Genomic DNA, 24,142 nt, shown 5'->3' with positions numbered 1-24,142 from the left:
CCGAACGACCGAACCAAAACCTTACACCATTCGGAGGAGGTTTTGGGTGGTCCGCCACTTGAGACGATGCGGGGCCTTTCGGCCTCTCCGCTCTCCCCTGTGGGGCGAACAGGTAAAACATTACGTCGGGACCCCGCATCGGTCGAATCGTCCCTTCACCCCGGGCGTGTCGTCGACCCTGAAGCCCGGAATCACGCGGATCGACGACGCAGGCCCGACCGACGGGTGTCGGTCGGGCCTGATCGTCTGCGCTCTGGGAGGGAGCCGTCATCACGCGCTCGCGGTCTCGGCGTTCTCTGAGACGGGCAACGGCCACAGCGCGTCGAGGAGCTGGCGCACCCACGCGATGAGGTTCGCATCGTCCGCATCCTGAGGGAGCGGGACCACCATGGCGTCCCCGCCGGCGACGAGCTTCGCCTTCGGGTACAGCCGCTGCAGACGCACCCGCATCGAGTCCGGAAGGTTCGCGGGGGCGATGCGCAGGTTGGAGCCCATCGCGACCACATCGGCCAGACCGGCCTGAGCGGCCCGGCGGCGCAGGCGCGCCACGGCGATGAGTCCCTCGACTTCGGCCGGCGGCTCTCCGTATCGATCCCGAAGCTCCTCGACCACGAGGTCGATCGCATCGCTCTTCGCCGTCGCGGAAGCCGCGGCCGACAGCTTCTGGTAAGCCTCGAGACGCAGACGCTCGCTGTCGATGTAGAACTCCGGCAATCGAGCATCGACGGGGAGCTCGAGGCGGAGTTCGGTGGGACCGTCGACGTCTTCGCCACGGAACGTGGAAACGGCTTCGCCGATCATGCGCAGGTACAGGTCGAAACCGACACCCGCGATGTGTCCGGCCTGCTCGGCACCGAGGAGGTTTCCGGCGCCACGCAGTTCGAGGTCTTTCAGCGCCACCTGCATGCCCGAGCCGAGGTCGTTGTTCACGGCGATCGTCTCGAGCCGGTCGGCCGCGGTCTCGGACAACGGCTTCATCTCGTCGTAGAGGAAATACGCGTACGCACGGTCGCGCCCACGCCCCACGCGTCCGCGGAGCTGGTGCAGCTGCGACAGCCCGTACTTATCGGCGCGGTCGATGATGATCGTGTTGGCGTTCGAGATGTCGAGCCCGGTCTCGATGATCGTGGTCGAGACCAGCACATCGGCACGACGCTCCCAGAAGTCATCGACGACCTGCTCGAGGGCGTGCTCCCCCATCTGCCCGTGGGCCACGACGATCCGGGCCTCGGGCACCAGTTCAGCGAGGTGCGCGGCGACGCGCTGGATCGACGAGACCCTGTTGTGCACGTAGAAGATCTGGCCCTCGCGGAGCAACTCCCGGCGGATCGCGGCGGCGATCTGCTTGTCGTTGCGGGGGCCCACGTACGACAGGATCGGATGCCGATCCTCCGGCGGGGTCGCGAGGGTCGACATCTCGCGGATCCCCGTGACCGCCATCTCGAGGGTGCGCGGGATCGGGGTGGCGCTCATCGCCAGGATGTCGACGTTGGTCTTGAGCTTTTTCAGCTGGTCTTTGTGCTCGACGCCGAACCGCTGCTCCTCGTCGATGATCATCAGCCCGAGGTCTTTGAAGATGACCTTCTCGGTCAGGATGCGATGGGTTCCGATGACCATGTCGACCGTGCCGTCGGTGAGGCCGGCCAGGGTGGCCTTCACCTCTTTGTCGGTCTGGAAGCGCGACAGCGGCCGGACCGTGACGGGAAAGCCCGCGAAACGCTCGGCGAAGGTCTCGAGGTGCTGCTTGACCAGCAGCGTGGTGGGAACCAGCATCGCGACCTGCTTGCCGTCCTGGATGGCCTTGAACGCCGCCCGCACCGCGACCTCGGTCTTGCCGAATCCGACGTCGCCCGAAAGCAGTCGATCCATCGGGATCGGCTTCTCCATGTCGGCTTTGATCTCGTCGATCGTCTGCAGCTGATCGAGGGTCTCGGCGAAGGGAAAGGCCTCTTCGAGCTCGCGCTGCCAGGGGGTGTCGGGACCGAACGCGTACCCCTTCGACGCCATGCGTGCCGAGTACAGCTTCACCAACTCGACCGCGATGTCGCGGACGGCCTTGCGGGCTCGCCCCTTCGCCGCCGCCCAGTCGCTTCCGCCCATCTTCGACAGGGTCGGCGCTTCGCCGCCCACGTACTTCGACAGCAGGTCGAGCTGATCCGTGGGGACGAACAGCTTGTCGCCCGGGTAACCGCGCTTGGCCGGCGCGTACTCGAGGACGAGGTACTCCTTCGTGGTCTTCACCGCGTTGCGACCGCCGCTGGACACCTCGCGCTGCGTGAGCTCGAGGAACTTACCGATGCCGTGGGTCGCATGCACGACGACGTCGCCGGGCTTGAGCTGCAGCGGGTCGACCACGTTGCGTCGACGCGAGGCGAGCTTCTTGACGCCGCGGTTGTCGCCGCTGACCGAGCGCCCGTAGAACTCCGTCTCGGTGATGACGGCGAACTTCGCCTCGGTCAGCTGGAAGCCCCGCTCGAGAGGAGCGCAGACGACATGGGCGACTCCGGCCTCGGGGGCCGACTTCACATCGTCGACGCGGCGGGCGGCGATCCCGCGCTCGGAGAGGACGTCTCGGGCACGATCCACCATTCCGGGACCGGATGCTGTGACGACGACCGACCACCCGTCGCGCAGAAGCTCGCCGACGTGAGCAGTCGCACCCTCGACGTTCCCTTGGAACGACGGCACCGGATCGGCCTTGATGCGATGAGCGGAGTCATCGCCGACGACGAGCCCCTCGTCTTCGGCATCCGCCGCTCCCGAGTCGAAAGCGCTCAACTGCCACCAGACGCCGCCTCGACCGCTGGCTCTCTCGTGCAGGTCGTCGAGGGTGACGAAGTCACCGGACCCGAGATCGACCGGGGTGTCCGCCCCCGCCGTCGCCGCCGACCACGCCGCCTCGAGGAACTCGCGGTTGGTGTCGCCGAGCGTGGTGGCACGAGCGAGCGAACGCTCCGGATCAACGAGCGCCACCGCGCTCGCGCCGGGGAGATAGTCGACCAGGGTGATGAGGTCGTCCACCAGCACGGGGATCAACGACTCCATGCCCTCGGCGGGAATCCCCTCGGCCATCTTCTCGAGCAACTGACGCAGCCCGGGATAGCCGTCGCGGAGTTCGGCGGCGCGCGCGCGCACCTCCGCCGTGAGCAGAAGCTCTCGGCTGGGCACGAGCGTCACCGCGGGCACCTCCCCGGGTAGCGAGCGCTGGTCGGCGACGGAGAAGGCGCGGATCTGGTCGACCTCGTCGCCGAAGAACTCGACGCGGTACGGGTGATCCGCCACCGGGGGGAAGACGTCGAGGATGCCGCCGCGCACCGCGAACTCTCCGCGGCGCGAGACCATGTCGACGCGGTGGTACGCGAGCTCGACGAGGCGCGTCGTGACGACCTCGAGCTCAAGCCCGCGCCCCCCGACCGAGAGTTCGACCGGTTCGACGTCGCCCAGACCGGGGGCCAGCGGCTGGAGGGCGCTGCGCACCGACGCGGTCACCACGAGCGGCGCGGTGCGGTCCCACGCGGCGATCCGGCGCAGGACGTCGAGACGGCGACCGACCGTCTCGGGACTGGGGCTGAGCCGCTCGTGGGGCAGCGTCTCCCAGGCCGGGAAGTGGAGGACCTGCGCGCCGGGCAGAACGGCCTCGAGAGCCGGGCCGAGGGACTCGGCACGTCGACCGGTGGGCGCGATCACCAGCACGGCGCCGGGATCACCCGCGGCACGGCGACGCTCGACGAGGCCCGCGACGACGGGGGCGTCGAGGCCGTCGACGAGAGAGAGCGACAGGTCGGAGGAGGCCGCCGAAGCGGCTTCACGGTACGACTCAGCCTGCTCGAGGGCGCGAACGATCCCGGGAACTGTCACTTGAAAGAGTCTACGCGGGGGCTCCGACATCGGGCCGGGGTGGACAACGCGCCCGGGTGCCACCTCTCGTAGGCTTGCCGCATGACGACGCCGAGCGCCCCGAACGGTCCGGTCTTCGCCGCCCCTCATGCGGCACCGCCCGTCGGGACGCTCCTCACTCCCCCGCCGCCGACCCGCCGAGGTCGCCCCCTGGGCACCTGGGCGCTCGCGCTCTCCGTGGTCGCGGCCGTCCTGGCCCCGGCCGTCGGCGGCTTCGCGGCGTTCCGCTCGGCGCGCGGTGCGGCCCCTGGGCTGACCACGATGTCGTCGAACGGCTTCGACTGGCGCGTGCTCTCCCCCGTGCGCGAGCTGGTGCTGCTGGGGGAGGTCGCGTTCTGGACGGGGACGGCGATCGGCATCACGGCCCTCGTGCTGGGAATCGTCGCCATCGTCCGGCGGTCGGGGCGCGGTGCCGGGATCGCGGGACTCGTCCTCTCGGTGCTGGGCCCGATCTTCTTCGCTGTGCTGACCGCCATCGGGATCGTCGCGGGGCTGGCCACCGTGCCCGCAGGCGGTGCGCCCGTCTGACCCCGCCCCGGGCCGGCTGCGGGCGCCGATACCGCGCCGCGCGGACGGGCGTCCAGCCCCACGCCCCGGCGCGGGACGCTTCTTAGACTCCGGGAACGGGCGGTCCACGCCCACCGACGACCAGAGGAGCATCTCGTGAGCACGACACCCCCGCCCCCCGAGCCGTACCAACAGCCCGTCACGCGCGGCGACTCCTCCGGCACCGCCCCGTCGGCACAGGGCGCTCCCGCCGCACCCGCCTACGTCCCGCCCACCACCAGCAAGCCGAAGGGCCCGAAGAAGCTCGGACTTGTCGCCTTCGTCGTCTCGCTCATCGCGGTCGTCGGCGGCTCGATCGTCGCCTTCATCGCCGGGATGCAGAGCGCGAGCCTCGCCCCGTACGCCGACGGCGGCCAGCAGATGGAACCGAACACGCTTCCCCCGGAAGTCCAGCAGGCGGCCATCGTCTTCGGCATCCTGACCGTCGTCGCCTTCGTCGTGTACGCGGTCTTCGGACTCTGGGGGTTCATCCAGGGAATCGTGGCCGCGGTGAAGAACCGCGGTCGCGGATGGGCGATCGGCGCGATCGCCCTGTCGCTTCTCGGCGGCATCGTGGTCGGCAGCGCGCTGGCCGCGGGCGCCGCGATCGGCGTCTCCGCGTGACGTGACCTTCGGCACGACCATCGGCCCCGGTTCCTCGTGACCGGGGCCGATCGTCGTTTCCGGCGCTCTCATCCCCGGACGGCGCGGGAGCGCGCGGGACTGCGCCCGGGGACGCGACGGGTGATCCGTTCACCGGCTGGACGGACGGCGGGGGTCACGGCACGCAGGCGCTCGGCCAGCTGCCGTGCCGCGCGTCAGGCGCGCGGGGCGTGGAAGCGCTGCTGGGCGGCGACCAATCCCTCGTCGACCAGGAGTTCCACGGCATCCGCGGCATCCGAGACGAGGATCGGCAGCGTCTGACGCTCGGTCGAGCTGAACGGATCGAGCACCCAGTCAGCGGGATCCTGGCGCCCGACCGGACGCCCGATGCCCACGCGGACGCGGGGGAACTCCGGCGTACCGAGGGCTTTCGCGATGTCGCGCACCCCGTTGTGCCCGCCGTGACCGCCCCCGGTCTTGAGCTTGATGGTGTCGTAGGGGATGTCGAGCTCGTCGTGGACGACGACGACGCGCTCGGGCGCGGTGCCGTAGAAACGCGCGAGCCCGGCCGCCGGCCCCCCGGACACGTTCATGAAGCTGTTCGGCTTCGCCAGGACGAGCTTGTCCGCTCCCGGGCGCAGCCACGTCTCGACCACCCGCGCGTTGGCCTTGTGGGCGCGGAAAGCCTCGCGGCGGCGGGCGGCGAGCTCGTCGACGACCATCTGACCGATGTTGTGTCGAGTCGCCTCGTAACGGGGGCCCGGGTTACCGAGACCCACGATGAGCCAGGTGTCTGCCATGGCATCCATCCTTCCGGGTCCGCGTGCGGACCGTGCGCGACGACGCGGTCGTCAGGTGACGGGACCCCGCGCGCCATCCGCGCGGAGAAACGAACGAGGGGACGCGAAAACGCGCCCCCTCGTACTCGGACCGTGGAACGGCCCTCGGGAATTACTTGTCGTCGCCCTCTTCGGCCGACTCGGCCTCTTCGGACTGCTCCTCGGCGACCTCGGCATCGGCCTCGGCGATCTCTTCGTCGGCAGCGAGGGTGTCGAGCGGCACCGAGACACCCACCACGAGCGTCTCGGGCTCGGTGACGAGGGTGGCGCCCTTGGGCAGGGTCAGGTCGGCAGCGGTGATCTGCGTGCCGTCCTCGGCGCCCTCGACCGAGACCTCGATGTTCTGGGGGATGTGGGTGGCCTCGACCTCGAGCGACACGGAGGTCGCGTCGAGCATGGCGACGGTGCCCGAGAAGGGCTCACCGGTGATGACGACGGGAACGTCGACCTGAACCTTCTCGCCCTTCTTCACGACGATGAGGTCGATGTGCTCGATGATCTGACGCACGGGGTCCTTCTGCACGTCCTTGACGAGGACGAGCTGGTCCTTGCCCGCGATGTCGAGGTCGAGCAGCGCGTTGGCGCGACGGATGAGCAGGGCGACCTGATGGCCGGGGAGCGCCACGTGCTGGGGCTCGGTGCCGTGACCGTAGATGACGGCCGGGATCTTGCCCGCGGCGCGGAGGCGACGGGCGAAGCCCTTGCCGAAGTTCTCGCGGAGTTCCGCGACGACCTTGTTGTCTTCCGACATGATGTTCTCCTCGCGGGCTCGTGTCCCGCAGCTTGTGAGCGGACATGGTCCGCACCTGTGTGGTCTGGATTCGACTCGAACGCGAGCGCGTGAGGAAAGCCGGGAGCCTGCATCACTGCGTCGATCACGGACGCCTGCGCACCGTGCGACACGCGAAGCGGCATCCCTCGCCGAAGTTCCCCGGAAGTCTACCAGCGCGAGAGGGAGAACCACGACCCGACCTCGGACGGCGGCGGGAGCGCGCGCCGAGCGACGGTAGGATCGAACGGCCACAACCCACCCGGAGGATCATCATGGACAGCGGCTTCTTCTCTCACGTCGTGCTCTGGGTCATCGGCGGCATCGCCGCGTTCGGCCTGATCGGCACCGTCGGCGCGCTCTTCACCATGGGCCGCAACGCGAACTACAAGAAGCACTGACGCGCCGTCGCTCTACGACGTCGGCGTCGTGAGCCGAATGCCCGCGATGACGACCTCGACCGTCTCCCCTGGACGAACCGGCGCCTGCGAGAACGGCGCGCCCATCATGACGACGTCGCCCGGCCCCAGCGTGGTCCAGCCCGCGACGTAGGCGAGGCACTCGCGCAGCGTCATCGGCAGGCGGTGCGACGACGTCTCGGCGCGCACCTCACCGTCGGCTGACAGCCGCATCGGCAGATCGCCGTCGATCGAGAGGGCGGTGTCGACCCAGGGTCCGAGCGGGGTGTAGCCCTCTCCGGACTTCGACTCGAAGTTGCGGGGATCGAAGGCCGCGCGGTCGGGACTCGAGAGGTCGTTCACCGCGGTGATGCCCCACACGAACTCGTGCGCCGTTTCGATCGTCAGTCCGGTCGTGTCGCGGCCGATCACCACGGCGATCTCGGCCTCGGCCACGGTCGCACCGGCGTCGCGGCGCAGGCGGACCGGGACTCCGGATGCCGTGACCGTGCGCGGGCTCTTCAGCCACGCCTGCACGGGAGAGGCGTGGCCCGGGCCGTTCTGCGCGATGCCGACCACGACGGTCGGCTCGCACGGGGCCAGCAAGACCCCCGTGATCGCGGCGCCCTCGTCGGCGGGGTCGACACCCGCGGCGAACGCGGCGTAGGGGTCGCCGATCGGGACGAAGCCCGCCCCCTCGACGCGGACGGTGCGCGGGCCCTCGGCCGTCATCAATCGAGCGATCCGCATCAGCGCACCGCCCCGCGTACCTCGAGGCGGAACCCCTCCGCGGTGTCCGCGAGGAGCGCCGGAGCCCCCACCAGGCTGCCGGCACTCCCCCGCCTGTCGTGCGTCACCGGATCGTCCGGACGGTCACGGTCGTGGCATCCACGCCCTCGCCCGCTTCTTCGCGCGACACCTTGATCGCGTCGTCGGTGCGGGTGAGGTCGCGACGCAGCGTCTCGGGGACGAGGAAGGTCGACGCGGTGGTGATGAGGGCGAGCGTGCCCATGTAGATCGCCAGCAGCAGCCAGTTCGCCCCGCTGACGGCGATGATGTAGGCGCCCAGGACTCCGGCGAGACCACCGGCGAGCACGGCGGAGAGCTCGCGGGCCATCGCGACGCCGAGGTAGCGGTGACGGTTGCCGAACAGCTCGGGGAGCATCGCGCACTGGGGTCCGAGCATCGAGTTGACGGCGACACCGATGCCGATCGCGATGACCGCGATAGTGATCGGGTAGCTGCCGAGCGACATCAGCCACCAGGCCGGGAAGGTGAAGACCAGCATGAACACCGCGCCCATGCGATAGACGGTGCGACGACCCATGCGGTCGGACAGGGCGCCCGTCAGCGGCACCGAGAAGATGCCGATGAGCGAGCCGAGCGTGACACCCCACGTCAGCAGGCTGCGGTCGGCCTGGCCGCCGACCGTCGCGACGAAGAACGTCAGCGCCAGGGTGTTGAACATGTAGGAACCGCCGTTCTCGGCCATGCGCAGGCCGATGCCGACGATGACTCCCGGAAGACCGCGCGTGAAGATGTCGCGGATAGGTCGCTCGGCGATCTGCTCGTGCTTCTCGAGCTCGATGAAGGTCGGCGTCTCGCGCAGGCGCATGCGGATGAACAGCGCGAGCAGGATGAGCGCGAACGACGCCAGGAACGGCACGCGCCAGCCCCAGCTGAGCAGCTGGTCTTCGGGCAGCAGCGAGATGAGGCTGAACACGACGGCCGCCAGGAGGGTACCCGCCTGGATGCCGATGAAGGGCAGCGCCGAGAAGAAGCCACGGCGCTTCACCGGGGCGTACTCGGCCATCAGGACCGTGGCCCCCGCCTGCTCGGCACCGGCGCCGAAGCCCTGCAGCAGGCGCATGATCACGAGCAGGATGGGCGCGAGGACGCCCACCGCCTCGTACGTCGGCAGGAGTCCGATGGCCGTGGAGGCGCCGCCCATCAGCAGGATCGTGATGACCAGCACCCACTTGCGTCCGAGCTTGTCGCCGAGGACGCCGAAGAACAGTCCGCCGAACGGGCGCGCGAGGAAGCCCACGCCGTAGGTGGCGAAGGCTGCGACCGTGGCGAGGGCGGGATTGTCCTGCGAGAAGAACAGGACGTTGAAGATCAACGCCGTCGAGAGGCCGTAGAGCGCGAAGTCGAAGTACTCGAGCGCGCTGCCGATGCTCGAGGCGAGCGTTGCGCGGCGGAGGTTCGCTGCGTATTCGGGGTCATCCGTCGGCTGCGTCGTCGTGGTGGATGAAGTGGTCACGGCCATCTCCTTCGATCGGCTGGGGTCTTGCGACTCGGCCGACTGTACCAACAGAGTGGACAGAGTTCAATATGTTGAACAGAATTCGAGGGGCGAGGTGTGGGCAGCGCGGGTTCGGGCGTGATTCGTCGTGGGGAACGGGAATTTCCGCCAGGAACGACGGGATCCGCCCCGAACGGCGCGCGGGGCGCGGCGAGCGCGACGCGCACGCTCATCGGTCGCGATGAGGCGTTGGGGACGCGCGGCGTGCCTGGCAGGCGCGCGGCATGCCCGGCAGGCGCGCGGCACGCCCGGCAGGGCACCGGCGGAGCGCGACGCGCGTGGCGGGGCGACGAGGGCGCGCACGGCGTGCGCGCGTCGAGTGGGGCGGCGCTGCGGGTCAGCCTGCGCGGGACGCGCTGAACGGGTTGGTCAGCGCCGCGGCGGCCTCGCGCAGTGCCGCGCCGACGCGCGCGATGCGTTCGGGCGTGGCATCCGCCGCCGGAAGACCGACCCCCAGCGCCAGCTGCGGGTCGCCGGGCGCCCACCCCTCGAGGGGCACCGCGACACCGACGATGCCGCGGAACGACTCCTCTTCGTCGACCGACCACCCGCGTTCGCGCGAGGCGGCGATCTTGGCGATCACGGCGTCGACGTCGAGGGTGCTGTGGTCGGTGAGCTTGGGCAGCGGGCGTCCGTGCGTGAGAAGAGCCCGCACGTCGTCGTCGGTGCGGGTCATGAGCAGTGCGCGGCCCGTGGCCGACAGTGCCGCGGGGAGGCGCGAGCCGAGGGGCGTGCCCATGCGGATCGAGCGCGAGCCCTCATAGCGGGCGAGGTACAGCGCGTCGGCATCGTCGAGCACGGCGACCTGCACGAGCTCGCTCGCGAGCACCGGCGACGTCTCGCACACGGCGTAGAACTCGCGCACCTGATTGAACTGCGCGGCGAAGGCACCGCCCAGCTCGGCGGTGCGGATGCCGAGACGGTAGCCGAGGGGGACGCGCTCGATCATGCGCCCCGCCTCGAGCGAGAGGCAGAGGTTCGCCGTCGACGACTTCGCCAGACCGAGACCCGCGGCGAGCTCGGTGAGGGTCAGGGTGCGCCCCGCCTCGGCCAGCAGGCCCAGGAGCCGGATGCTGCGCCCCACGGCCGGCGCCGGATCGCGCGCGATCTCACTCACGTCGTCGTCGCTCACCGCGGCCCCCTCGTCTCGCCGGCATCGCGGATCGCGACACCTCAGTAGAACTCGACCGTATCGACAACGGCCCGCATCGGCTCGCCGTCGATGAGGCGCGTGGCGTTCTCGGCGAAGCGGCGGGCGATGCGCTCCTCCTCTTTACTGCTGAGCGCGGCGGTATGCGCACTCACCAGGACCGACGGATGCCGCCAGAGCGGCGAGTCCTGAGGAAGGGGCTCCACCTCGAACACGTCAAGAGCGGCGAACGACACCCGGCCGTCCTCGAGGGCCGCGAGCAGGGCGTCCTCGTCGATCACCGTGCCGCGCCCCACGCTGGCGAGGATCGCGCCGGGCTTCACCGCGGCGAGCACGTCGGCGCCGATCAGGTGATGCGTCTGGTCGGTGCCGGGGAGAGTGACGACGATGGCATCCACCTCGGCGACGGCCGACACCAGCTCGTCGAGCGGCACGAGGCGATCGACCCCCTCGACGGGGGCGCCGCTGCGCGTGGTCCCCCACACCTCCGCGCCGAGCGCATGGAAGCGCCGCGCGCACTCGGCACCGATGCCGCCGAGACCGACCACGAGCACCGTCATCTCGTCGACCTGGCGCATCTCCCAGCGCTCGCTCCAGTGCTTCTCGGCCTGGTCGCGCGCGAGGCGAGGCAGCCCTTTGGCCCCGGCCATCACGCCGAAGACCGCGAACTCGGCGAGGGGTCCGCCGTGCACGCCGGCACTGGTGGTGAAGGTGACACGGTCGAGGGCCTCACGGTCGAGGCCGGCGGCCTTGACCTGTCCCCCGCCTCCGGCCGCGGTGGTCATGACCCAGCGCAGGCGCGGGTTGGCCGCGACCGTCCGGGCGAGAGCCGCGGGATCGACGTCGGGGATGCCGAAGAGCGCCTCGGCGGAGTCGACCATCTCGTCGAAGGCCCGCTGCTGTTCGGCAGTACGCTCGTGGTCCGGGTCGCCCGACCAGTCGGCCGGTCCGCGCATCGGGTGCGTGAGCGAGGGATCGCGCACGAGCTCGAGGCGCGGCTCGAGACGTTCGATGAGCCGGCAGTGCTCCTCTTTCAGGGGTACCGCGACTACTGCGCGAAGACTGGACCGTGTCGACATCGTCGTCCTTCCCTCCGCCGCCGCGGGTGCGCCCCGCAGCGGTCTCTCTCGAACTCTGTTCACCATATTGAACCCTGTTCAACCTGTTGTCCAGCCGATAGGATCGACTCATGACGACGCTCGATGACGTGCGACTCGGCGTGTGGGGCCTCGGCGCCATGGGCGAGCCGATGGCCCACCACCTGCTCTCCGCCCGCGGATCCCTCACGGTTCACGCGCGGCGAGAAAGACCCGGACTCACCGACTCCGGAGCCCACTGGACGGCCACCGCCCGCGAGCTCGCAGAGGCGACGGATGCCGTGCTGGTGATGCTCCCCGACCTCCCGCAGCTCGAAGAGCACCTCGACGGCCCTGACGGACTGCTCGCCGGCGTCGGCGAACGGGACTTCCTGCTCATGATCGGCTCGACATCGTCACCCGTCGGCGTGCGGGAGCTCGCCGACCGCCTACCCGGCGGCATCCGGATCGTGGACTGCCCCGTCTCGGGCGGCGAAGACGGCGCGAAGGCCGGGACGCTGTCGATCATGCTCGGCGGCGACGAGGCCGACACCGACCGGGCGGCCGCCTTGCTCGCTCCGTGCGGCACCCCCGTGCGGCTCGGCCCTCTGGGCGCGGGAGAGGTCGCGAAGGCCTGCAACCAGATGGTGGTGGCGGCGACGATCCTCGCCCTCGGCGAGGCGACCGAACTGGCCGCGCGATCCGACGTCGATCCCGCCGCCCTCTGGGACCTGCTCGGCGGCGGCTACGCCGGGTCGAACCTGCTGCAGAGCCGGCGCGAGAAGCTCGTCAGCGGCGACGACTCCCCCAGCGGCGTCGCCTCGTACATGGTGAAAGACCTGCGCTTCGCCGCCGACATCGCCGAGGCGACGTCGACCCGGCCCGCCCTGCTGCCCGCGCTGCGCGCCGCGTTCGACGAGATCGTCGAGCGCGACCTGGGCGACCGCGACATCGCGGTGACGCGCCGGTTCACCGCCGAGCGCAGCCGCTGACGCCGGAACCACTCCGAGAACGACGAAGCGGAGCGGCCCAAGGGTCGCTCCGCTTCGTCGTTCGGATCAGAGGGCGAAGACCACCTTGCCCGAGCGCTCGGAGTCGCGCGCGACAGCGAAGGCCTCGCCGGCATCTGCCACCGCGAACTCGTGCGTGATCGCACTCTCGATCGCCGGATTCGCCGCGAGCAGCTCCACCGCCGCGTCGATCTCGTCGCGGAAGCGGAAGGCGCCGAAGTAGCGCACCTCCTTCGAGATGAAGGGCGCGAGGTTCACCGGCCGCGCATCGTCAGGGAGCATGCCGACCTGCACGACCGTGCCGCCCGCCCGCACCGCCTTCAGGGCCGTCGAGATCGACACGGGCACGCCCGAGCACTCGAGCACGACCGCGTACGCACCGGCCTCGACGACCTCGGTCGAGACGTCGATCGTCGCCTGGGCGCCGAGGGTCCGGGCCCGCTCGAGGGGACCGGCGAGCACATCGGTCGCGGTGACGCGCGCCCCCGCGGCGGTGGCCGCGGCGACGGCCATCAGACCGATCGGACCGGATCCGGTGACCAAAACCTCGAGACCCTCCACCGGGCCCGCCTTGCCGAGGGCGTGGAGGGCGACCGCGAGTGGCTCGGCGAGAACGGCCCGGCGCACCGGCAGGTCGGCCGGCAGCGGGCGCACCATGTCGCTCTCGACGATCAGGTACTCGGATGCCGCGCCCTGGGTGTGCGGCCAGGTCGAGGCACTGCCGAGGTACGAGCCGCCGGGCCACAGGTGCGGGGCGTCTTCGATGCCCTCGCGCGGAGTTCCGAAGCGCGCGGGGTGCACCGTGACGGGCGTGCCCGCAGCGAAGGTTCCCGAGGGGTCGAGATCGACGGCGCCCGATAGCTCATGCCCGGGCACGAGCGGCTCGCGCACGACGAACGCGCCGTTCGCGCCGTCGAAGAAGTAGTGCAGGTCGGATCCGCAGATGCCGACGTAGGCGACCCGCAGGCGGACCTGCCCCTCGCCCGGTTCAGGCACGGCGACCTCGCGCACGGCGGCGGTGCGAGCCGACTCGATCAGCAGCGACTTCATGGTGTGCTCCTCCACGATCAGACGACCGCCGTCATTCCGCCGTCGACGAAGATGTTCTGCCCCGACACGAAGCTCGAGGCGGCGGATGCCAGAAAGAGCAGCGCCCCGCGCAGTTCGTCGAAGTCGCCCCAGCGGGCGGCCGGCGTGCGCTGGGTCAACCAGCGGGTGAACTCGGGGTCGTCGACGAGGTCGCGGTTCATCTCGGTCGCGAAATAGCCCGGGCTGAGGGCGTTGACCTGGATGCCGTGGCGGGCGAGGTCGGCCGCCATGCCGGCGGTCAGCTGCGCGACGCCGCCCTTGGTGGCCGAGTACGGCGCGATGGTCTGGCGCGCAAGGCGCGACTGCACCGACGCGACGTTGACGACCTTGCCGGACCCGCGGGCGACCATGGCGGGGGTGACGAAGCGCGAGACGTAGAAGACGCCCGAGAGGTTCGCCGCCACGATGTCGTCCCAGTCCGACACCGCGAACTCGTGGATCGGCGCGCGGCGCTGGACGCCGGCGTTGTTGACGAGGATGTCGGGGACGCCGACCGCCTCGACCACCCCGGAGATCGCAGCCTCGACGGCCGCGGCATCCGTGACGTCGAAGACGACGGCGTGGGCGGGCCGACCCGACAGCTCTTCGGCCTCGGCGCGGGTCTGCTCCACGGCATCCGCGTCTCGACCGTGCACGATCAGCCGGGCACCGCCGCGCGCGAGGGTGAGGGCCAGCGCGCGGCCGAGGCCACGCGAGGAACCGGTGACGAGCGCGAGTCGGTCGGAGACGTCGAACAAGTCGGCGTTCGAGCCCGTCACAGCAGCGCCCCGATGCCGAAGACGGCCAGGGCCGCGACGAAACCGAGCACCGACTCGATCGCCTGCTGCACGGTCCAGGTCTTCAGGGTGGTCTTGACGTCCATGCCCATCAGGCGGCCGACGAGCCAGAAGCCCGAGTCGTTCACGTGACCGGCGAACACCGAGCCGGCGGCGGTCGCGAGAGTGATCGCCACCACCTGCAGCGGCGAGAAGTCGCCGGCCATGACGGCGGGGGCGGCGAGACCCGCGGCGGTCACGAGCGCGACCGTGGCCGAGCCCTGCGCCAGACGCAGGATGACGGCGATGATGTACGCCGCGACGATGACCGGCAGTCCCAGGTCGCCGAGGCTGTCGGCGAGGGCGTCGCCGATGCCCGAGGCGCGCAGGACCGCGCCGAACATGCCCCCGGCGCCGGTGATGAGGATGACCGAGCAGACCGGGCCGAGGGCCGAGTCGACGACCTTCTCGAGCGCGGTGCCGTTCTCGCCCCGGCGGAAGCCGAAGACGATCGTGGCGACGAGGACGGTGATGAGCAGGGCGACCGGGGAGTTGCCGAGCAGGACGAGCACCTGGATGACGGTGTTGTCGGTGTCGACCACTCCGGCCGAGCCGAGGGTGGTGAGGCCGGTGTTGAGGAAGATCAGCAGCATCGGCAGCAACAGCACCAGGATGACGGTGAGGGGCTTGGGCGGGTTCTTCGGCTGGTCGGCGTCGACGTCACCGAACAGCAGCGGCACGGGGAGGACGATGCGACGGGCGATGAACTTGCCCCAGAGGTAACCCGAGAGGTACCAGATCGGGAAGGCGATGATGAGGCCGACGATCAGCAGCAGGCCGAGGTTGGCGCCGTACAGCTCGCTCGCGGTCACCGGGCCCGGGTGCGGCGGGAGGAAGACGTGCATCACCGAGAACGCGGCGGCGGCCGGCAGGCCGAACAGCAGGACGTTGTTGCCCGACACCCGGCGCGCGATGGCGAAGATGATGGGCAGCATCATGACGAGCCCGGCGTCGAAGAACATCGGGAACCCGAGGATCAGCGAGACGATGCCGAGGGCGAAGGGGGCGCGCTTCTCTCCGAAGACGCGCACGAACGTCTCGGCCAACGATTGCGCGCCGCCGGAGTGTTCGATCAATCGACCGAGCATCGCGCCCAGGGCGACCAGCAGGGCCACTGTGCCGAGGGTTCCGCCGAACCCTCCGGTGAGCGTCGACACGATCGCCGACACCGGGATGCCCGCGACGAACGCCGTCACGAGCGACACGATGATGAGGGCGAGGAAGGCGTGCACCTTCAGCCAGATGATGAGCACGAGGATGAGCGCGATGGCGCCCGCGGCGATGGCGAGCAGGGGCGCCGTGCCGAGTGTCTGAGTCCAGTCGTCCAAGAGATCTCCGTTGATTCAAGCCGTCGTACGCGTCATCGGGCATGCTGTGTCCGCCCCGCATCCGCCGGAGCGGTCAGGGCATCTTCACACAATGATCATATCTTTGACAAGATAAGGTCGTACCTAAGACCCGAGGAGGGGGAATGGCTCGAGCGACGCACGGCTCGCTGGTCGACGCGATCGGCATCCGCATCGTCGACGGCGACCTGCCGCCGGGCACCGTCCTGACCCTCGCCGCCCTCGAGGCCGAGTACGCCGTCTCGCGCACCGTCGTGCGCGAGGCCGTCCGCTCGCTCGAAGCGATGGGCCTGCTCTCGCAACGCCGTCGCGTCGGACTCACCGTGCGCGAGCCCGAGCACTGGAGCGCCCTCGACACCCGCCTCATCGGGTGGCAGCTCGCCGGTCGCCGGCGCGACCAGTTGATCGTCAACACCACGGAGCTGCGCGCGGCGGTCGAACCCGTCGCCGCTCGGCTGAGCGCCCGGCGCGCCACCGACATTCAGCGCGGTGAGATCCTGCGTCTGGCCGACGAACTCGCCCGCCTCGGCGCGGCCGGCCTCGGCAACTCCCCCGAGTACCTCGCGGCCGACATCGCCTTCCACGACCTCATCCTCATCTCGAGCGGCAACCTCATGCTCGCCGCGGCCCGCGCCCCGATCGCCGCCGCGATCGAGGGACGCGCGATGCACGGGCTCACCCCGGGGGTCCCACACCCCGACGCGCTCGACAACCACGTCGCCACGGCCGAGGCGATCGGACGCGCTGACGCCGACGCCGCCGAGGAGCACACGCGCCTGTACGTCGCCGCGGTGCTCACCGAAGTCCGCCGCACCATCTGACACCGAACCGATCGCTTTCGACGAAGAGAGATTCCATGACCGCTCCCGTTCCCGTCCTGGTCTTCATGGGCCCCGCCGGCACCGGCAAGTCCACCGTCGCCGGCATGCTCGCCGGTCGTCTCGGCTGGGACTTCCAAGAGGGCGACGACCTGCATCCGGCCGAGAACGTCGCCAAGATGGCATCCGGTCACGCCCTCAATGACGACGACCGCTGGCCCTGGCTCGATCGCGTCGCCGGGTGGATCGACGGGCGGATCGCCGCCGGTCGCCCCGGCATCATCACGTGCTCGGCCCTCAAACGCAGCTACCGCGACGTGCTGCGCCGCGACGACGTCACCTTCGTGCTGCTGATGGGCGACCCGAAGCTCGTGCTCGAGCGCCTGCTGCGCCGCCAGGGGCACTACATGCCGCCCTCGCTGCTTACCTCGCAGTTCGAGACCCTCGAGATGCCGGATGCCGATGAGCAAGCGATCCGCGTCGACCTCGACCTCACTCCGCAGGAGCAGGTGCAGCAGGTCGTCGACCGCCTTCAGCTCACCCCTACCCCGTCCTGAAACACACGCGGGCCGAGCCGATAAAGTGGCGAAGGCGGCCCGCGTGAGCCCGCCCACCCCTTCCTCGCACCTGAACACGGAGCAACGAATGACGTCGACCCCCTCCCCGACCGGACCCTCGAGTGACCAGGATCAGGCCCCGCACACGGCCGCACAGGTGCACGAGGGTGCACCCGGCATCGAAGAGGTGGATCGTCCCACCGCCGAGGCCGACTCCCGCCCCGAGGGCGAGGGCGACGGCCGCGCCAACATCGGCGTCGTGGGCCTCGCGGTCATGGGCTCGAACCTCGCCCGCAACCTCGCGAGCCGCGAGGGCAACACGGTCGCGATCTTCAACCGCAGCAAGGACAAGACCGAGCACGTGCTCGAGCAGCACCCCGAGGCGAACTTCGTCGCCTCGTTCTCGTACGAGGACTTCGCCGCGTCGCTGTCGAAGCCGCGCACCGCGATCATCATGGTCAAGGCCGGCCGCCCCACCGACTTCGTCATCGACGAGCTCGTCAAGGTCTTCGAGCCCGGCGACATCATCGTCGACGGCGGCAACGCCCTGTTCACCGACACCATCCGCCGCGAGAAGGCCGTGCGCGACACCGGCATCAACTTCGTCGGCATGGGCGTCTCGGGCGGCGAAGAGGGCGCGCTGCGCGGCCCCTCGATCATGCCCGGCGGCTCCGACGAGGCCTGGGCCACGCTCGGCCCGATCCTGAAGTCGATCGCCGCGGTCGCCGAGGGCGAGCCCTGCGTCACGCACGTGGGCCACGACGGCGCCGGCCACTTCGTCAAGATGGTGCACAACGGCATCGAGTACGCCGACATGCAGCTCATCGCCGAGGCCTACGACCTCATCCGCCGCGCCACGGGCAAGAGCCCGGCCGAGATCGCCGACGTGTTCGCCGAGTGGAACCGCGGCGAGCTCGAGTCGTACCTCATCGAGATCACCGCCGAGGTGCTGCGCCAGACCGACGCCGACACGGGCAAGCCGCTCGTCGACGTGATCCTCGACCAGGCCGGCGCCAAGGGCACCGGCGCGTGGACGGTGCAGACCGCCCTCGACCTGGGCGTGCCGGTGTCGGGCATCGCCGAGGCCACCTTCGCGCGGTCGCTGTCGAGCCACCCCGAGCAGCGCTCGGTCTCGCGCGAGCTCCCCGGCCCCTCGGGCACCGAGGTGCTGTCGGGAGAGGACGCCGACGCGTTCATCGAGCAGGTGCGCCTGGCGCTGTACGCCTCGAAGATCGTCGCGTACTCGCAGGGCTTCGACGAGATCCGCGCCGGTGCCGCGCAGTACGACTGGAGCATCGACCTGGGCGCCGTGTCGAAGATCTGGCGCGGCGGCTGCATCATCCGCGCGCAGTTCCTCAACCGCATCGCCGAGGCGTACGACGCCGAAGCCGAGCTGCCGGTGCTGCTGACCGCTCCGTACTTCGTCGAGGCGCTCGGCCGCGCCCAGGACGCATGGCGCCACATCGTGTCGCTGTCGGCGGCCAGTGGCATCCCGGCCCCCGCCTTCAGCTCGTCGCTGGCGTACTACGACGGCCTGCGCGCCGAGCGTCTGCCCGCCGCCCTCATCCAGGGCCAGCGCGACTTCTTCGGTGCGCACACCTACCGTCGCATCGACAAGGAGGGCACCTTCCACACCCTCTGGTCGGGCGACCGCACCGAGATCGAAGCCGAAGACACCCACTGATCCCGAGGGATCGACGGTGACGAAGCGGCGACGGGCATGGCTCGTCGCCGCTTCGTGCGTCTACGCGGTCGCGGTGTGGTGGATGACGCTGCGCCCCTCGATCTACGACGCCGAGGTGGGCGGCATCCTGGGTCGTCTGCTCGACGCGCTCCGGAAGTCCCCCGCGACGGCGTGGATCACCTTCGACGTCGTCGAATCCCTGTCGAACGTCGTCATGTTCGTGCCGCTGGGTCTGCTCGTGATCGCGTGGCGGGGACGCCGGTGGCACGGCATCCTGCTCGGCCTGACCGTGAGTTGCGCGATCGAGATCACGCAACTGCTCTTCTTGCCGACGCGTGTGGCCGACGTCGGCGACGTGGCGGCCAACGCTCTCGGGGCGACGATCGGGGTGCTCGTGGGGCGCGTTCTCAGCCGCCGGATCTCGCGTTCCCAGGATTCCCATAAGGCTCGCCATAGAAAGCTCATAGATACGAGAGCACAATGAGTTCTATGACCGCGACCGCCGCCGCCCCCACCTTCACCCGCCCCGACGGAAGTGCCCTCCGCGTCCTCGTCGTGGACGACGAGCAGATGCTCACCGACCTGCTGTCGATGGCGCTGCGTATGGAGGGCTGGGACGTCAAGACCGCCGGATCGGGCTTCGACGCCCTGCAGTCCGCACGTGATTTCGAGCCGGATGCCATGGTGCTCGACATCATGATGCCCGACCTCGACGGCATGGCCGTCCTCCAGCGCCTGCGCCACTCGGGCAACGACGTGCCCGTGCTCTTCCTCACCGCGAAAGATGCCGTGGCCGATCGCGTCGCGGGTCTGACCGCCGGCGGCGACGACTACGTCACCAAGCCGTTCAGCCTCGAAGAGGTCGTCGCGCGTCTGCGGGGCCTCATGCGTCGCGCCGGCACGGCCCTGACGCGCGACTCGGAGCCGATCCTGCGCGTCGGCGACCTCTCGCTGAACGAGGACAGCCACGAGGTCATCCGCGGCGGCAAAGAGATCGAGCTCACCGCCACCGAGTTCGAGCTGCTGCGCTTCCTCATGCGCAACCAGCGCCGCGTGGTGTCGAAGGCGCAGATCCTCGATCGCGTGTGGAACTACGACTTCGGCGGTCGGTCCAGCGTCGTCGAGCTCTACATCTCGTACCTGCGGAAGAAGATCGACGCCGGGAACGACCCGCTCATCCACACCGTGCGCGGCGTGGGCTACATGATCAAAGCCCCTCAGTGAGTACCCCGCCGCGACCTGCTCCCCCCGTTCCCCCCGCCGAGGTCTGGGAGACCGACGCCCCCGACGCCGATTCCCCGCAGGAGTCGACCCCGAGGCCCAAGAAGGAGCCTCTGTCGCTGAGGCTCCGTCGTCCCTGGACGCTCCAGGCGCGCTTGATGACGGCCGTCATCGGCATGGTCGCCTTCATCCTCGTGATGATCGGGATCTCGACCAGCGCCATCCTCAGCCAAGTGCTCTACGTCAACCTCGGCGCCCAGGTCGACGAGGCGGCCGCGTCCATCCAACCGCGTGCCGCCTTCCAGAGCTCGGCGGAACAGGTTCTGGAGTCGGGGTTCTTCGACTCCGGCACCCTGCTCGTCATGAACTCGCGCGGCACGGGCATCTCGGGCGCCGTGGTCGGCGACAACGGAGCGCGCGCGCTCACCACCGACGATCTCGGCCGGATCGCCGACAGCCTGCAGGCCGCCGCCGCCGACCCCAACGCCCAGACCGTCGACCTGCCGAACCTCGGCGAATACCTCGTCCGCACCTTCCAGACGCCCGGCAGCGACAGCATCTTCTTGGTCGGACTCCCCCTCTCGAGCGTCACCAGCACCGTCGGCGCGATCCTGACCACCGTCGCCCTGGTCACGACGGGCGGCCTGCTGCTCCTCGCCGTCATCATCGCGATCGTCATCCGGCTAGGACTCCGGCCGTTGCGCGCCGTCGCCGAGACGGCCACCCGCGTGGCGTCGCTGCGCATGGATCAGGGCGACGTCTCGATCACCGAGCGCGTGCCCGCCGACCAGGTCGACGACCACACCGAGATCGGGCAGGTCGGCACGGCCCTGAACACCCTGCTCGACCGCGTCGACGCCTCCCTCAGCGCCCGCCAGCGCAACGAAGAGCTCATGCGCCGATTCGTCGCCGACGCCAGCCACGAACTGCGTACGCCCCTGGCATCCATTCGCGGCTTCTCGGAGCTGTCGCTGCGCGCCATGCGTCAGGCGCAGGACGACGAGAGTCGCCAGCGCATCTCTCTGGCCGTCGAGACCACCGAACAGTCGCTCGAGCGCATCCAGGCGCAGTCCCTGCGCATGACCACGCTCGTGGAGGATCTGCTGCTGCTCGCGCGACTCGACGAGGGCCAGGAGCTCGTCTACGGGTCGGTCGACCTGACGCGCCTCGCCGTCGAGGCGGTGGGCGATGCCCGCCCGGCCGGGCCGGACCACTCGTGGACCATCGACGTCCCCGATACGCCCGTCGAGCTCGCCGGCGATGCCGCCCGCCTTCACCAGGTGGTGGCGAACCTGCTCGCCAACGCCCGCACGCACACGCCCGCGGGCAGCGAGGTCAACGTATCGGTGGCCCACGAGGGCGCCGAGGCCGTCCTCCGGGTGCACGACAACGGTCCCGGGATCGATCCCTCGGTCGCCTCGCAGCTCTTCGAGCGGTTCGCCCGCGCCGATCGCTCGCGCGACCGCAAAACCGGTGGTACCGGCCTGGGGCTGTCGATCGCGCGAGCGATCGTCGACGCCCACCGCGGAACGATCTCGGTCACGAGCACTCCCGGCGACACGACCTTCGAGGTGCGCCTGCCCGCGAAGCCCGCCGATCCGGTGATCGCGGACACGGTCTGAGACCACGGGATGCCGGAGGTCAGGCGCACCGCGACCTGACCGCCGCCCGCGCCGCCTCGAGGTCGGGACCGGGCGCGACCTCGATGTCGGGCGCGAGGGGGCCGTCGTAGACGGTACCGGTGCGGTCGACGTCGTACGCCACCGTCGCGAGCACCGCGACGGCCCCCCGAGCGCGCTTCACCCCCACAGCGGCCGCACGCTCGCTGCGAGAGCGCTCAACGCTCCCCCGTCGAGGATGACCCGCGACTCGGGAATACCGAACGCGGGCCACTGGACGACGAGTTCGAGCGGGCCCTCCGGGGGCAGCGGGTGCAGCCAGAGCTGGCTGCACATGGTGTAGCGGTGGTCGTCCCCGCTCCCGCTCCCGCCGTTCACCCGCACGGAGGCGCCGCCGTCCACGCCGTCAGCCGGGGCCCCGAAGCGGTCCTCAGCGAAGAGCCGCGTGCCGTCGCCGAGCACGAGGCCCCAGCGCAGCCGCTCGGGCGTCAGCGGCGCCCTCCCCCAGTGCTCGGCGAACATTCCGTGCATCTCGCGCCAGCCGCGTTCGTCGGCCGTCCCGCGCCGCAGGTGCCGCTCGGTAAGAAGTTCGACGCCGTCGGAGAAGATCCGCACGCCCGTCAGCGCGATGACGAGGTTCTCGCCCCGCGCGATGACCTCCGACACGGCGAACGGCGCCGGAAGCTCGTCGGCGGACGGCTCGAACGAGGGCGTCCGCTCTCGACGCGGCTCGACGGCAGGCTCGGCGGCGGGCAGGTCGGCGGGAAAGAATCCGGACTCCATGCCCCCACTCTTCCCGCTCGGGCCCCGCACCGCCACCGTGGTGTCAGTACCCCGCGAACGCGTCCGTCGTCAGCGACCTCGCCTTGCCCAGGGCGGGCGCGAGCGCCGAGATCAGTCGCGGCGGGCCCGAGACGTACGCGGCGCGCTGTGCGATGTCGGGGACGTTCCGCAGGAGCGCCTCGGCATCCACTCGATCCGGTCCGGCCCACACCCAGCGCTGGGGCAGATCGCGCGGCTCGTCGCGCGAGAAGACGATCACGGGGATCCCCGCGGCGGCGATCTCGTCGCGGAAGGCGAGCTCGGACGCCTCGGACACCACGTACACGAGAACGACGTCGCGGTCCTGGTTCGTCGCCACGAGGTGGCGCAGCTGCGAGACGAACGGGGTCACACCGATCCCGGCCGCGACCAGCAGCACGGGCGAGGTCGGCCGCGAGGGGAGCACGAAGTCGCCCCACACCCCCGTAACGGCGAGGGTCGCCCCCGGCTCGACGGCGGTCAGGGCCCGCTTGTACGACGACTGCGAACCGTCCTTGAAGGCGATCCGCACCTCGGGCAGGTCTTCCGGCGCGGAGACGATCGAGAACTCGCGGCGCGTTCCCCGAGCGTCGGGTCGGCGGTGCGGGACGTCGAGTTCGAGGTACTGCCCGGGGTGGAACGAGAAGGGCCGGGCAGCCCGGAACGAAAGTTCGCGCACCGTCGGGGTGACATCGCGCCGACGGTCCAGGCGCAGGCGCACGGCCGCGCGCAGGCAGAACAGGAAGGCGAGCAGATTGCCGACGAGCAGCGCGCGCTCCTGACCGAGCGTGATCTCGCCCACCGGCAGCGGCCACCCGGCCAGGACGCCGACGACGATCGCCACCAGATACTGCTGCACGCGACGGGGCGGAAGGGTCAGGGGCTCGGACAGCATGAACGCGCCCAGGAACAGGAAGGGCGAGGAGAACGCCACCTGCAGCAGCACGCTCGGCACATCGACCGGGAATCCCGCGGCCTGGAACTGCACGCTCGTGCGGAGGAAGGCGACAGCCATCGCGACGACCCAGAAGACGACCACGATCGGCAACTTGTCGGTGCGGAGCAGAAGCAGCACTCCCAGCACCAGGACGGGTGCCGCGAGCCACGGCGAACCGACCCACCACGCCGAAGACCCCAGGTCGGGCGCCCAGATGCTCACGATCGTCAAGACGGTCGCGCCGGTCGCGGCGGGGTTGAAGATGTGCCGACCGCGCCAGGCGAGCACGTATTTCGAGGCGGATGCCACGACACCGGCGAGAGCGAGGCCGGCCAGGCCCATCGGCTCCACCGACGGACGCAGGACGAACAACAGGATACCGGCCGTGATCAGTGAGGACTCCAGGCGTCGCGGCATCCGGAGCAGACTCTGCGCGACGAGATCCGCGAGGGCGCACGCGGCGGCGAGCACCACGGCGCTCGCGACGATCGCCAGAGGTTGCGGGACCACCAGGCCCGCGAACGACAGGACGAGCGAGAAGACGGCGAGAAGACCGAGCGACGCCATGACGAGCCGGTACATCGAGACGCGACCGATGAGGCCGAGGACGCGGGTCGAACCGGCGGTGAGCGTGGTGCTCATGGGGGAACCCTTCAGAGGAG

General features: G+C 70.3%; 23 protein-coding genes. 10 read left to right on the top strand and 13 right to left on the bottom strand.

All coding sequences use genetic code 11. The annotated features are described in order from the left end of the window. Nucleotides 1-270: 270 nt before the first annotated feature. Nucleotides 271-3,858, bottom strand: coding sequence for a transcription-repair coupling factor (mfd, locus tag AB6V31_RS11290; protein WP_268104276.1), 3,588 nt, complete (start codon nucleotides 3,856-3,858; stop codon nucleotides 271-273). Nucleotides 3,859-3,939: 81 nt separating this feature from the next. Here mfd and AB6V31_RS11285 point away from each other — a divergent pair, with 81 nt between their 5' ends. Together AB6V31_RS11285 and AB6V31_RS11280 are read left to right on the top strand one after the other, a co-directional pair. Continuing rightward, nucleotides 3,940-4,425 (top strand): hypothetical protein, encoded by a 486-nt coding sequence (locus tag AB6V31_RS11285; RefSeq protein WP_268104277.1) that lies wholly within the window; start codon nucleotides 3,940-3,942, stop codon nucleotides 4,423-4,425. A gap of 135 nt (nucleotides 4,426-4,560) precedes the next feature. Then, nucleotides 4,561-5,067: a hypothetical protein gene (locus AB6V31_RS11280; protein WP_369365704.1), complete on the top strand. Its 507-nt coding sequence runs from the start codon at nucleotides 4,561-4,563 to the stop codon at nucleotides 5,065-5,067. A gap of 194 nt (nucleotides 5,068-5,261) precedes the next feature. Here AB6V31_RS11280 and pth read toward each other — a convergent pair whose 3' ends face one another. Beyond that, on the bottom strand, nucleotides 5,262-5,846 hold the full coding sequence (gene pth, locus AB6V31_RS11275; RefSeq protein WP_268104279.1) for an aminoacyl-tRNA hydrolase: 585 nt from the start codon (nucleotides 5,844-5,846) through the stop codon (nucleotides 5,262-5,264). Between the two features lie 151 nt (nucleotides 5,847-5,997). Beyond that, nucleotides 5,998-6,636 carry a 50S ribosomal protein L25/general stress protein Ctc gene (locus AB6V31_RS11270; protein WP_056228590.1) on the bottom strand — a complete coding sequence of 213 codons (639 nt, stop codon included), beginning with the start codon at nucleotides 6,634-6,636 and terminating at the stop codon, nucleotides 5,998-6,000. A 293-nt stretch (nucleotides 6,637-6,929) separates the two neighbouring features. Here AB6V31_RS11270 and AB6V31_RS11265 point away from each other — a divergent pair, with 293 nt between their 5' ends. After that, the gene (locus tag AB6V31_RS11265; RefSeq protein WP_256335604.1) at nucleotides 6,930-7,055 is read left to right on the top strand and encodes a hypothetical protein; all 126 of its coding nucleotides are present in this window, start codon (nucleotides 6,930-6,932) and stop codon (nucleotides 7,053-7,055) included. A gap of 12 nt (nucleotides 7,056-7,067) precedes the next feature. Here the strand turns inward: AB6V31_RS11265 and AB6V31_RS11260 are convergent, their stop codons facing one another. From AB6V31_RS11260 to AB6V31_RS11245, 4 genes are all read right to left on the bottom strand, one after another. Continuing rightward, nucleotides 7,068-7,784, bottom strand: a complete 717-nt coding sequence (locus tag AB6V31_RS11260; RefSeq protein ID WP_369365702.1) for a fumarylacetoacetate hydrolase family protein — start codon at nucleotides 7,782-7,784, stop codon at nucleotides 7,068-7,070. Nucleotides 7,785-7,905: 121 nt separating this feature from the next. After that, nucleotides 7,906-9,321, bottom strand: coding sequence for an MFS transporter (locus tag AB6V31_RS11255; RefSeq protein ID WP_369365700.1), 1,416 nt, complete (start codon nucleotides 9,319-9,321; stop codon nucleotides 7,906-7,908). A 373-nt stretch (nucleotides 9,322-9,694) separates the two neighbouring features. Beyond that, on the bottom strand, nucleotides 9,695-10,489 hold the full coding sequence (locus AB6V31_RS11250; RefSeq protein ID WP_056228602.1) for an IclR family transcriptional regulator: 795 nt from the start codon (nucleotides 10,487-10,489) through the stop codon (nucleotides 9,695-9,697). Between the two features lie 41 nt (nucleotides 10,490-10,530). Further along, nucleotides 10,531-11,586, bottom strand: coding sequence for a D-2-hydroxyacid dehydrogenase (locus AB6V31_RS11245; protein ID WP_369365698.1), 1,056 nt, complete (start codon nucleotides 11,584-11,586; stop codon nucleotides 10,531-10,533). Nucleotides 11,587-11,696: 110 nt separating this feature from the next. Between AB6V31_RS11245 and AB6V31_RS11240 the strand changes: the two genes are divergently transcribed. After that, nucleotides 11,697-12,575, top strand: coding sequence for an NAD(P)-dependent oxidoreductase (locus AB6V31_RS11240; protein WP_369365696.1), 879 nt, complete (start codon nucleotides 11,697-11,699; stop codon nucleotides 12,573-12,575). Nucleotides 12,576-12,641: 66 nt separating this feature from the next. Here AB6V31_RS11240 and AB6V31_RS11235 read toward each other — a convergent pair whose 3' ends face one another. The 3 genes from AB6V31_RS11235 to AB6V31_RS11225 are packed head-to-tail and all read right to left on the bottom strand — an operon-like array spanning nucleotide 12,642 to nucleotide 15,825. Continuing rightward, entirely contained in the window at nucleotides 12,642-13,643 is a 1,002-nt protein-coding gene (locus AB6V31_RS11235; protein WP_056229763.1) for a zinc-binding dehydrogenase, read from the bottom strand. Between the two features lie 17 nt (nucleotides 13,644-13,660). Continuing rightward, nucleotides 13,661-14,440, bottom strand: coding sequence for an SDR family oxidoreductase (locus AB6V31_RS11230; RefSeq protein WP_369365694.1), 780 nt, complete (start codon nucleotides 14,438-14,440; stop codon nucleotides 13,661-13,663). Continuing rightward, nucleotides 14,437-15,825, bottom strand: a complete 1,389-nt coding sequence (locus AB6V31_RS11225) for a GntP family permease (RefSeq protein WP_268104283.1) — start codon at nucleotides 15,823-15,825, stop codon at nucleotides 14,437-14,439. The genes AB6V31_RS11230 and AB6V31_RS11225 overlap by 4 nt, the downstream gene beginning before the upstream one ends. A gap of 143 nt (nucleotides 15,826-15,968) precedes the next feature. On the opposite strand from AB6V31_RS11225, the gene AB6V31_RS11220 reads away from it, so the two are divergent. The 6 genes from AB6V31_RS11220 (at nucleotide 15,969) to AB6V31_RS11195 (ending at nucleotide 21,745) form a co-directional block, all read left to right on the top strand. Then, on the top strand, nucleotides 15,969-16,664 hold the full coding sequence (locus AB6V31_RS11220; RefSeq protein WP_074696792.1) for a FadR/GntR family transcriptional regulator: 696 nt from the start codon (nucleotides 15,969-15,971) through the stop codon (nucleotides 16,662-16,664). A gap of 35 nt (nucleotides 16,665-16,699) precedes the next feature. Further along, nucleotides 16,700-17,218, top strand: coding sequence for a gluconokinase (locus tag AB6V31_RS11215; protein WP_056228625.1), 519 nt, complete (start codon nucleotides 16,700-16,702; stop codon nucleotides 17,216-17,218). A gap of 88 nt (nucleotides 17,219-17,306) precedes the next feature. After that, nucleotides 17,307-18,902 carry an NADP-dependent phosphogluconate dehydrogenase gene (gndA, locus tag AB6V31_RS11210; protein WP_144786132.1) on the top strand — a complete coding sequence of 532 codons (1,596 nt, stop codon included), beginning with the start codon at nucleotides 17,307-17,309 and terminating at the stop codon, nucleotides 18,900-18,902. A 16-nt stretch (nucleotides 18,903-18,918) separates the two neighbouring features. Next, a complete protein-coding gene (locus AB6V31_RS11205) occupies nucleotides 18,919-19,386 on the top strand; it encodes a VanZ family protein (RefSeq protein WP_056228634.1) in 468 nt (155 codons plus the stop codon). 5 nt (nucleotides 19,387-19,391) lie between these two features. Beyond that, nucleotides 19,392-20,126 carry a response regulator transcription factor gene (locus AB6V31_RS11200; RefSeq protein WP_056228637.1) on the top strand — a complete coding sequence of 245 codons (735 nt, stop codon included), beginning with the start codon at nucleotides 19,392-19,394 and terminating at the stop codon, nucleotides 20,124-20,126. 155 nt (nucleotides 20,127-20,281) lie between these two features. Then, nucleotides 20,282-21,745, top strand: a complete 1,464-nt coding sequence (locus AB6V31_RS11195; protein WP_369365693.1) for a sensor histidine kinase — start codon at nucleotides 20,282-20,284, stop codon at nucleotides 21,743-21,745. A 19-nt stretch (nucleotides 21,746-21,764) separates the two neighbouring features. Here AB6V31_RS11195 and AB6V31_RS11190 read toward each other — a convergent pair whose 3' ends face one another. From AB6V31_RS11190 to AB6V31_RS11180, 3 genes are read right to left on the bottom strand one after another with little or no spacing between them, the layout of a single operon-like run. After that, on the bottom strand, nucleotides 21,765-21,926 hold the full coding sequence (locus AB6V31_RS11190; RefSeq protein WP_369365692.1) for a hypothetical protein: 162 nt from the start codon (nucleotides 21,924-21,926) through the stop codon (nucleotides 21,765-21,767). Further along, nucleotides 21,923-22,525 carry a hypothetical protein gene (locus AB6V31_RS11185; protein WP_369365690.1) on the bottom strand — a complete coding sequence of 201 codons (603 nt, stop codon included), beginning with the start codon at nucleotides 22,523-22,525 and terminating at the stop codon, nucleotides 21,923-21,925. Before AB6V31_RS11185 ends, AB6V31_RS11190 begins: the two co-directional genes overlap by 4 nt. 43 nt (nucleotides 22,526-22,568) lie before the next feature. Beyond that, nucleotides 22,569-24,122, bottom strand: coding sequence for an FAD-dependent oxidoreductase (locus AB6V31_RS11180; RefSeq protein WP_369365688.1), 1,554 nt, complete (start codon nucleotides 24,120-24,122; stop codon nucleotides 22,569-22,571). Nucleotides 24,123-24,142 lie beyond the last annotated feature (20 nt).

This window comes from Microbacterium sp. 16-032 (assembly GCF_041079455.1).
Taxonomy (GTDB): Bacteria; Actinomycetota; Actinomycetes; order Actinomycetales; family Microbacteriaceae; genus Microbacterium; species Microbacterium testaceum_A.
The sequence above is the reverse complement of the archived record's forward strand: the minus strand, read 5'-3'. Positions and strand labels throughout refer to the sequence as shown.